Source organism: Amycolatopsis kentuckyensis (genome assembly GCF_002155975.1).
GTDB lineage: Bacteria > Actinomycetota > Actinomycetes > Mycobacteriales > Pseudonocardiaceae > Amycolatopsis > Amycolatopsis kentuckyensis.
The window spans coordinates 1-9,661 of sequence record NZ_MUMI01000327.1 but is presented as its reverse complement, the minus strand read 5'-3'; the positions used below and the strand labels follow the sequence as shown (position 1 = coordinate 9,661).

The window sequence follows — 9,661 nt, the reverse complement described above, 5'->3', positions numbered from 1 at the left end:
GGGTGAAGGCGGCGCGGACGTCCTCGTAGAGCTTCGTGTACTCGGCCGCTTCGGCGGTCCGGCCGACCGCGGCCGCCATCTCCGCCATCATCCGGACGTCCTGCGCCCAGCTGGCGGTCCCGAGCACGCCCTGGTCGGACGGGTCGTCGAGGTTCAGCCAGTCGTTGGTGAAGAACGTCAGCCGCCCGGTCTCCAGGTTGTCCGGCCCGGCACTCGCGCGGGCGTAGGCGAAGAACCGGCTCATCGCGTCGTAGTTGTCGCGCAGCACCTGCGTGTCCCCGTAGGCGTGCCACACCGCGTACGGCACGGTGATCAGCGCGTCCTCCCAGCCGACGCCGCTTTCGTCGAACGCACCGTTCGTGGAGGGGACGACGGCCGGGATGGACCCGCTGCTCTTCTGCTCGTCGCGGACGTCGGTCAGCCACTTCCCGAGGAACGCCCGGGTGTCGCTGAGGTAGCTCGCCGTCGGCGCGAAGATGTTGATGTCACCGGTCCAGCCCAGCCGCTCGTCCCGCGCCGGGGTGTCGGTCGGGATGGACAGGAAGTTGCCCCGCGCGCCCCAGGAAACGTTGCTGAGCAGCTGGTTCAGCATGCCGTCGGACGTCCCCAGCGTGCCGGTGCGGCGCAGGTCCGAACCCCACACGACACCCTGCACGTCCGCGGCGGCCGGCGGCGTGGCGAGGCCGGTGACCTCGATGTACCGGAAGCCGTGCTGGGTGAACGTCGGCTGGTAGGTGATCGTGCCGTCCTTCGCGAACCGGTAATGGTCCGTCGCGGTCGCGGCCCGCAGGTTCGCCACGTACACCGTGCCGTCCGGGTTGAGCACCTCGGCGTGGCGGAGCTTGACCGTCTCCCCCGCCTTGCCGGTGATCTTCACCCGGGCCACGCCGACCATGTTCTGGCCGAGGTCGTACACGGTCACCCCCGGCGCCGGGTGGCTGACCGCTTTCGTCCCGAGGACCTGGGTTTCGCGCACCGGCTCGTCCGGCTGCGGCGCCAGCTTCGCCGTGTCCGAGGGCCGCGTCACCACCGGCGACCACGCCGAGTCGTCGAACCCGGCGGCCGCCCAGCCGGGCTGCTCGAGCCGGGCGTCGTAGGTCTCGCCGAGCTGGTTGTCGGTCGCCGCGAACGGGCCGGTGGCCCACTTCCAGCCCGGGGTCGTGTCGACCCACTGCACGCTGCCGTCGGTGTAGGTGATCTTCAGCCGGGCGACGAGGGCCAGGTCGGTCCCGTACTGGCCCTTCCCCGCGAGCCCGATCTTCCCGGCCCACCAGCCGTCGCCCAGTGCCGCGCCGAACCCGTTCGCACCGGCCCGGACGAGATCGGTGACGTCGTAGGTCTGGGACTGGATCCGCCGGGCGTACTCGGTGTAGCCCGGCGCGAGGAACTGGTCGCCGACCTTGCGGCTGTTGAGCGTGAGCTGGTAGACGCCGTGCGCCGACGCGTAGGCGCGGGCCTGCGCCACGCGCTTGCCGGGCGTGGTCGAGAACGACGTCCGCAGCAGCGGTTCGTAGGAGTCGCGCCCGGCCAGCAGGGCATCGGTGCTTCCCGTGACGGTCAATGCTCCGTTGTCGATGCTGCCGCCGGTGAAGGGGTTGGGGACGGCGAACTCGGGGTTCGCCAGCACGGTGCCGTCCGGTTTGGTGACGGCGAACTTCTGCACGGTCACCGATTCCGCGTCGTAGGTGCGCAGGCCGGCCCGCCCGCTCGGGAAGTCCGGCACCGTGCGCGTGTCGACGACGACACCGTCCAAAGTGGTCCGGATCGTGGTGCCTTCGGCGGTGTAGGCCACGGTGTGCGTCCCGGCGAGCAACCCGGCGCGGGTGAACCCGAACGGCCGCAGGTCCACTTCGGCCAGGACCGAGTAGCCGCCGTTGACGCGCAGGTGCGGCCGCAGCAGCGGCACGGACGTCGCGGAGTCGCCGACGTTGAGCTGCCACATGGAGGCGTTGTTGATGTCCCGGGCACGCAGGAAGGTCCCGAAGGCCAGGTTGTTCAGCCGGAAGGTCTCGGTGACGGTGTAGTCGGTCCACTGGTCGTACGACGGCGCCGGTTTGCCGATCCACGCGGCCGGGCCCCAGTCGGCCGCGGTGAGCAGCCCGGTCTCGAACCACGCGGCCCGGCTCCAGCGGCTGGGTGCGCCCCGGTCGTCCCAGCTGCGGACCCGCCAGAAGTACCGGGTGCCGGAGGCGAGATCCGGCCCGCCGTAGGCGACGTCGACCTGCTGCGCCGACTCGACCCGGCCGGAGCGCCAGACGTCGGCGGCTCCCGGCTTCCGCCCGACCTCGAGCTCGTACGCGGTCTGGGTGACCGCCCGGCGCGGCGAGGAGATCTTCCAGCCGAAGACGGGGTCGGCGCCGGGAATCCCCAGCGGGTCGACCCGGCCGTTCGTGGTGAGCCCGTCGAGGGTGGCCGCGGTCGCCGCGGTGGCGTCGGGCCCCGGCAGGAGACCGAGCACCACGAGGACGACGACCAGCAGGCTCTTGGCCGTACGAGGGGCTTTCCTGCGGCGCTGCCGTCCGGCCACATCGACTCCCGGGACACTTGAAACGATTCAATCGAGCGGGACTTCGTGAGGTTAGGTGACCGCGGTCACGGCCGTCAACCGCCCGGATCCGGCCCGCTCGGCGAATCCGTCGAATGCCCGCACCCCTTCGGCAGGCTCGGGCATGATGACCGGATGCCTCGGCGTGAGCTCTCCCCGCAGTCGGTCTGGCTCATCGGCGTCCCCCTCAACCTGCTGCTGGCGATCCCGTGCTTCTACCCCGTGGCCTTGGGACTGCTGGCGTTCCAGGTCATCGCGGGCGAGCTGGGCCTGACCGCCGTCGACCCGACGGTGGTCGACGACGGCGCGGGCATCGTGATCACCCTCGGCCTGGTCGCCCTGGGGTTCGCCGCCCTCGTCGCGTTCGGACTGAACGCCCTGTTCGCGTTCCGCGCCCCGGCGCTCAACAAGGCGGCCTACTGGCTCGCGACCGCCGCGCTGATCGTGATCCCGAACATCGTCCGCCTGGCCCTCCGGTAGCTCCCGCGCGGCACGGAGTCCGAATTGTGCCGTCCGCCACCTTGTAGCTTAGGTAAGCCTGACCTTATTGTCCTCCTGTGTCCCTCGTCCCCCACCACGCCGAAACCGGCGTGCACGCCCGTGAGGTCGACGTCGCCTACGGCAGCGACGTCGTCGTGCGGGCCGCTTCCCTCTCGCTGCACGCCGGGACCGTCACCGCGCTGATCGGCCCGAACGGCAGCGGGAAGTCGACGCTGCTGCGGGCCCTCGCCCGGCTGCACCCGCCGGTCGCCGGGTCGGTCACCTTCGCCGACGGCGCCGACCTGCGCGCACTGTCCGGAAAGGACATCGCCAAGCGGATCACCCTGCTGTCGCAGCAACGGACCGCACCGGGCGGGGTCTGCGTCCGGGAACTGGTCGAGTTCGGCAGGCACCCGCACCGGTCCCGCTGGGGCGGGCGCGATCCCGGAGGCCCCGCCGCCGTCGAGCGGGCGCTGGCGCTGACCGGCTTGGCCGCCCTCGCCGACCGGCCCGTGCAGGCCCTCTCCGGCGGGCAGGCGCAGCGGGTCTGGCTCGCCGCCTGCCTGGCCCAGGACACCGCGCTGCTGCTGCTCGACGAACCCACGACCTTCCTCGACCTGCGCTACCAGGTGGAGATCCTCGACGTCGTCCGCGATCTCGCCGACCGGCACGGTGTCGGCGTCGGCGTGGTGCTGCACGACCTCGACCAGGCCGCCGCCGTCGCCGACCGGGTGCTGCTGCTCGAAGGCGGCCGGGTCACCGCCGAAGGCGCCCCCGCCGAGGTGCTGACGGCCGAGAACCTCAGCCGCGCCTACGGCATCCGCGTGGACGTCGTGGCCGACCCGGCCGACGGGCGGATCCACACCCGCGCGATCGGCCGCTTCAACGACTCACGAGCGCGCACCGCGCCAGTCTGACCGAGCAAAAACAGGAGAAACATGCGGATCACCCGGCTGCTCCTCGGCCTGTCCGCGGCCGTCACGTTCTTCGTGGCGGGCTGCGGCACCACCGAGGCGCCCACCAGCAACGCCGCCGCCACCAGTGGTGCCGGCCCGGTCACCGTCGTCGACTCGCGCGGCAAGGAGGTGAAGCTGCCCCACCCGGCCAAGCGCGTCGCGGCGACCGAGTGGAACGCCGTCGAGCACCTCGTCTCGCTCGGCGTCATGCCGGTCGGCGTGTCCGACATCAAGGGCTACGGCCAGTGGGTCAGCGCCGAAAAGCTCGACGGCACCCCGAAGGACATCGGCACCCGCGGCGAACCGAGCCTCGACACGCTCGGCTCGCTGGGGCTGGACCTCGTGGTCGTCACCGACAGCGTGACCGAAGGGGCCCTGGAACAGATCGAGGCGAAGGTCCCGGTCGTCGTCGTCAAGGGCGGCAACGCCAAGGACCCGATCGCCGGCATGTACGCCAACCTGGACACCATCGCCAAGGCCACCGGCACCGAAACCCGGGCCGCGCAGCTGAAATCCGAGTTCGAGCAGAAGCTGACCGCGGGCCGGGCGGCGGTGGAGAAGCTGGGGGCCGTCGGCCAGCAGGTGGCCTTCTCCGACGCCTACGTCACCTCGGGCTCGGTCAGCATCCGCCCGTACACCAAGGGCGCGCTGGTGTCCGCGGTGTTCGGCAAGCTCGGCCTCGAAACCGCCTGGCCGATGGACGGCGACGCGGTCTACGGCCTCGCGCAGGCCGACGTCGAAGGCCTGACCAAGCTGCCCGACGTGCGGTTCTGGTACATCGCCAACAACGCCGACGGCGACCCGTACCAGCAGCAGCTGGCGGGTAACGCGATCTGGACGAACCTCCCGTTCGTCAAGAGCGGCAAGGTGCACCGCTTCCCCGACTCCCTCTGGATGTTCGGCGGGCCGAAGTCGATGGCGCAGTTCGTCGACGCGGCCGTCGCCGCGCTCGAGAAATAACGGTGGTCACCCTGACCGAGCCCCGGCCGCCCGCCGTCGCCGTCCGGCGGCGCGGGCGGCTCGCGCTGCTCGGCGGCGGGCTCGCCGTGCTCGTCCTGCTGGGTTCGGCCGTGCACCTGACGCAGGGCACCGCGAACCTCGGCGCGCTGGACGTGCTGCGGCTGGTCTTCGGCGGCGCGACCGGCGACACGACCGCGGTGGTCCTCGAATCGAGGTTGCCGCGGCTGCTCGCGGCGCTGGTCGTCGGAGGCGCGCTGGGGGTGGCCGGTGCGGTGCTGCAATCGGTGTCCCGCAACACCTTGGCGTCGCCGGACACCCTCGCCGTCAATGCCGGTGCGCACCTGGCGGTGGTCACCGTCGCCGCGTTCGGCGTCTCGCTGCCCCTGCTCGGCGCGACCGGGATCGCCTTCGCGGGCGGGCTGGCGGCGGCCGTGTTCGTGCTCGCGCTGTCCGGCACCGGGGGCACCGGGATCGTGCGGCTGGTGCTGGCGGGCACGGCGATCGCGCTGGCCCTGATCTCCGTCACCCAGGTCCTGTTGCTGTTGTACGCCCAGGAAACCCGCGGCCTCTTCGCCTGGGGCGAGGGATCGCTGGAGCAGAACGGGCTCGGCGGCATCCGCACGCTCGGCCCGCTCGCCGGCGTGGCGCTGGCCGTGCTGCTCGGCATGGCCCGGCGGCTCGACCTGATCCACGTCGGCGACGACCACGCCAGAACCCTGGGTGTCCACATCGGACGGACCCGGTTCGCGGCGATCGCGCTGGCCGTGCTGCTGGCCGCGACGGCGGTGACCCTGGCCGGCCCGATCGGGTTCGTCGGCCTCGCCGCACCGGCCGTGGCCCGGCTGCTCGCGTCCGTGGTGCCGGGCCTGCACCGGCACGCGGCGCTGCTCCCCTGCTCGGCGGCGCTCGGCGCGGCGCTCCTGCTGGGCGCCGACGTACTGCTCCGCGCCGTCATCGGCCCGCAGCGCGCCCTGGAGGTGCCGACCGGCGTCGTGACGACGATCCTCGGCGCACTGTTCCTCGTGGTCCTGGCCCGGACCGCCCGGATCACGTCCGCGACCGCCGCACCACCCGCGGCCGGCGCCCGCGGCGGGGTGAGCGCGACCCGGTACCGGGTGATCCTGGTCGTGCTGGTGCTCGCGCTGGCCGGCGTCACCGTGGGCGCGGTGTTGCTCGGGGACGCGAAACTGCTGCTGGGCGACGTCGTCAACTGGGTGACCGGCCAGGCCGGCCCGATCGTCACCGGCGTGCTGGACACCCGCGTCCCCCGCGTGGCGGCCGCGCTGCTGGCGGGCGCGGCGCTGGCGCTGGGCGGCGCGCTCACCCAGGCGGTCGCCCGCAATCCCTTGGCCGAGCCGGGGATGATCGGCGTCGTCGGCGGCGCGGGCCTCGGCGCGGTCGCCGTGATCACGGCCGTGTCCGGGGTCGGGTTCTGGACGCTGACCGGTTCCGCGGGCCTGGGCGCCGCCCTGGCGATGGCCGTGGTCTTCGCCGTGGCCGCCCGCGGCGGGTTCACCAGCGAACGCCTGGTGCTGATCGGCTTCGGCGTGCACGCGGCGTCGCAGGCGCTGGTGACGCTGCTGATCACGCTGTCCGATCCGTGGAACGAAACCAAGGCGCTGACCTGGCTGGGCGGTTCGACCTACGGCCGGGCCTTCCCGCACCTGGTACCGATGGCGCTGGCGTTGCTGCTGGTGACGCCGGTGCTGGTCCGCACCCGGCGCGAACTCGACCTGCTGTCATTGGACGACGAAACACCGCGCGTGCTCGGCGTGCCGGTGGCCCGGACGCGGTTGCTGCTGCTCTCGTGCGCGGTGCTGCTGACCGGCGCCGCGGTCGCGGGCATCGGGGTACTGACGTTCGTCGGGCTGGTCGCCCCGCACGCGGCCCGCGCGGTCGTGGGCAGCCGGCATTCCCGCCTGCTGCCCGCCGCGGCGGTGCTGGGCGCGATTCTCGTCTGCGCGGCCGACACCGCCGGCCGCACGGTCATCGCCCCCGGCCAGCTGCCGGCCGGCCTGATGACCGCGATCCTCGGCGCGCCCTACTTCGTCTGGCTCCTGTACCGGCACCGCACGAACGCCGCCCGGGGACGCTGACGCCGTCCCCGGGCGGCTGTCCGTCACCTCAGTGCTCAGCCGTCGACACTGGTCTGGGTCTTCGAAGCGCACCGCGCGGGGGTGGTGTCACCGTTGCCGTCGACGAGGCAGACCTTCAGGCCGACCGCGTCGCCGGGGATGATGTTGCCGTAGGCCTCGAACGGATCCCAGACGACGGGATCCCCGGCCAGCCCGTTGCCGTTGTACTTCGACCCGATGGCGTAGCCGTTGAGCCACGCCCACGCCTTCACGCCGTGCCCGTCCCCGCAGTAGTCGTGCACGACCGCGTAATCGTCGTTGTTGCCGCCGCCGGGTGCCCCCGCGCCGTAGTCGACGAAATCCACCGCGCCGCAGCCGTCGGTCGTGTACACGGTGAAACTGTCGTTGTGCGCCGCGGCGGCGGCCGGGGTGGCCGCCAGCACGGCCGAGCCCAGCGCCAGCACCGGTGCCACCAGCATCATCCGCGTCAACATCCTGCCCATTGTTTCCCCTCCGTGGTTTTGTTCCGGATTTCGATGCGCGCAGAAAGAAATCTAGCCACCGGAAAGGAAAGGGACATCTGCCACCGGTTTGTTCTCGGCGTGAATCACGCGGCAGCCGGGAACACCCGGGTGCACCTGCGCGTCAGCCGGGTTCAACCGCCGGTGTAGCGGCTGCCTGCTCCCGGGACGACCAGCCCGGACTCGTAGGCGACGACGACGGCCTGGGCGCGGCTGGACACGCCGAGCTTGCCCATGGCCCGGTTGAGGTGGGTCTTCACCGTGCCGGCACTGACCGTGAGCCGGCCGGCGATCTCGGCGTTCGACATGCCGTGCCCGACCAGGCGGACCACCTGGGTTTCCCGCTCGGTCAGCGAAGTCAGGGCCGGCACCGGCCGGGTTTCCGCGGGCGGGGCGAACGCCTCGACCAGCCGCCGGGTCACGGCCGGCGCGAACAGCGTGTCCCCGGCCGCGACCGCCTGGATCGCGGCCAGGATCTGGTCCGGTGACGCGTCTTTCAGCAGGAACCCCGAGGCGCCCGCCCGCAGCGCCTGGTAGACGTACTCGTCCAGGTCGAAGGTGGTGAGGACGAGGACCTTCGGGCGTTCGCCCGCCCGGGCCAGGATCCGGCCGGTGGCCGCGATCCCGCTCATCCCGGGTAGCCGGATGTCCATCAGCACCACGTCGACGGGCTGCTCCGCCGTGACGGCGACGGCCTGCTCCCCGCTGCCCGCCTCACCGACGACGTCGAATCCCGGCGTGGCCCGGATCAGCGCCGCCAGCCCCGCGCGGATCAACTCCTGGTCGTCGACGACGAGCACCCGAACCATCCGCGATCGTTCCCCCGGGCTGTCCGCGTTACCGGCTGCGCGTTCCTCCCGCCGAGCTTATCGGCAGGGTGAGCACGACCTCAAACCCGCCGCGTTCGCGCGGGCCCGCGGTCAGCGTGCCGCCGTAAAGCCTTGCCCGCTCACGCATCCCGATCAGGCCGTGCCCGCCCGATTCCGCGGGGACACCGCGTTTTCGTCCCTCGTCGGTGATCCGCGCGACGAATACCGCGGAATCCGCGTCGCCGTAGTCCAAATGGACGCGCGCCCCCGCCCCGCCGGCGTGTTTCACCACGTTCGTCAGCGATTCCTGGACGATCCGGTACACGCACCGGGCGACGCTGTCCGGCAGCGCCCGGACGACGCCGTCGACGACCAGGTCGACCGGCAGGCCCAGCGCCCGGACGCGATCCGCCAGCACGTCGATCCGGTCCATGCTGAACACCGGAGCGGAATCGTCGGCCGGGACCACGGGATCCGAACCGATCCGCAGCAGGACGAACAGCCGCCGCAGTTCGTCCAGCACCTGGCGGCTCGTGTCGGCGACCGCGCGAAGCGCGCCGGCGGCGGTCGGCGGGTCGGACTCGAGCACGTACCCGGCCAGCCCGGCCTGCACGGCGATCACCGACATGTGGTGCGCCAGGACGTCGTGCAGTTCGGTGGCGATGCGCATCCGCTCCTCGGTGACCGCCCGCCGGGCCCGGGCCTCCCGATCCCGCTCGAGCTGCCTGGTCAGGACCTCCAGCCGGGCGTTGCGCTCGGTGAGGATCCGGCGGATGTCGCCGAGGGCCCAGGCGGTCGCGCTCAACAGCGCGGCGAGCACGACCAGCAGCCACACCGGCCCCAGCTCCGCGGCGATCGTCCCGGCCGCCAGCACCGCGGTGGCCAGCACGGTGGCGGCGAGCGACACGCGCCGGGACCGGTGCACCGCAACGGTGTACAGGGCGAGCAGCGGGCCGAAGTTGTTGAACGCGTCCCAGTAACCGGCCACCACCGACGCCAACGACCCGGCCAGGCAGAACAGGAGCACCGTCACCGGTGCCCGGCGGCGCAGCGTGACCGGCAGGATGGCCGCGGCCGTGAGCAGCACGCCGGGGAGACCGAAAACCCGGCCGTGCGAGGCGTAGTCGTAGCGAGCGGCCAGCACGACGCCGGCGACGACCAGCCACGACACCACGCCGTCCAGCAGCTGCGGGTGCGCTTCCCCGTACCGCCGCACCCGCGTCCACGCCGCCCGCACCGGGCCACCGTATCCGCCCGGCTGCGGTGCGTCATGCGCCCAGGGTTGACCTTCGGTACCGCCGGGGTTGACGTGCGG

Annotated in this window: 8 protein-coding genes; 4 read left to right on the top strand and 4 right to left on the bottom strand. The window is 72.4% G+C overall.

All coding sequences use genetic code 11. The annotated features are described in order from the left end of the window. Positions 1 to 2,527: family 78 glycoside hydrolase catalytic domain (locus tag CCN39_RS29455; RefSeq protein WP_244211053.1), on the bottom strand; the 2,527-nt coding region annotated here is incomplete at its 3' end. A 153-nt stretch (positions 2,528 to 2,680) separates the two neighbouring features. Here CCN39_RS29455 and CCN39_RS29450 point away from each other — a divergent pair. From CCN39_RS29450 to CCN39_RS29435, 4 genes are all read left to right on the top strand, one after another. Then, positions 2,681 to 3,025, top strand: a complete 345-nt coding sequence (locus tag CCN39_RS29450) for a hypothetical protein (protein WP_086847442.1) — start codon at positions 2,681 to 2,683, stop codon at positions 3,023 to 3,025. A 77-nt stretch (positions 3,026 to 3,102) separates the two neighbouring features. Continuing rightward, positions 3,103 to 3,942 carry an ABC transporter ATP-binding protein gene (locus tag CCN39_RS29445; protein ID WP_086847440.1) on the top strand — a complete coding sequence of 280 codons (840 nt, stop codon included), beginning with the start codon at positions 3,103 to 3,105 and terminating at the stop codon, positions 3,940 to 3,942. Between the two features lie 21 nt (positions 3,943 to 3,963). Then, positions 3,964 to 4,941, top strand: a complete 978-nt coding sequence (locus CCN39_RS29440) for an ABC transporter substrate-binding protein (protein ID WP_086847438.1) — start codon at positions 3,964 to 3,966, stop codon at positions 4,939 to 4,941. Between the two features lie 2 nt (positions 4,942 to 4,943). Next, positions 4,944 to 7,037, top strand: coding sequence for an iron ABC transporter permease (locus tag CCN39_RS29435; protein WP_341867715.1), 2,094 nt, complete (start codon positions 4,944 to 4,946; stop codon positions 7,035 to 7,037). 35 nt (positions 7,038 to 7,072) lie between these two features. Here the strand turns inward: CCN39_RS29435 and CCN39_RS29430 are convergent, their stop codons facing one another. The 3 genes from CCN39_RS29430 to CCN39_RS29420 all read right to left on the bottom strand — a co-directional run. Next, a complete protein-coding gene (locus CCN39_RS29430; RefSeq protein ID WP_143264198.1) occupies positions 7,073 to 7,519 on the bottom strand; it encodes a hypothetical protein in 447 nt (148 codons plus the stop codon). Between the two features lie 152 nt (positions 7,520 to 7,671). Next, positions 7,672 to 8,346 carry a response regulator gene (locus tag CCN39_RS29425; protein WP_086847434.1) on the bottom strand — a complete coding sequence of 225 codons (675 nt, stop codon included), beginning with the start codon at positions 8,344 to 8,346 and terminating at the stop codon, positions 7,672 to 7,674. Positions 8,347 to 8,374: 28 nt separating this feature from the next. Further along, positions 8,375 to 9,661, bottom strand: a 1,287-nt coding sequence (locus CCN39_RS29420) for a sensor histidine kinase (protein WP_208630439.1), incomplete at its 5' end; no start/stop codon positions are given.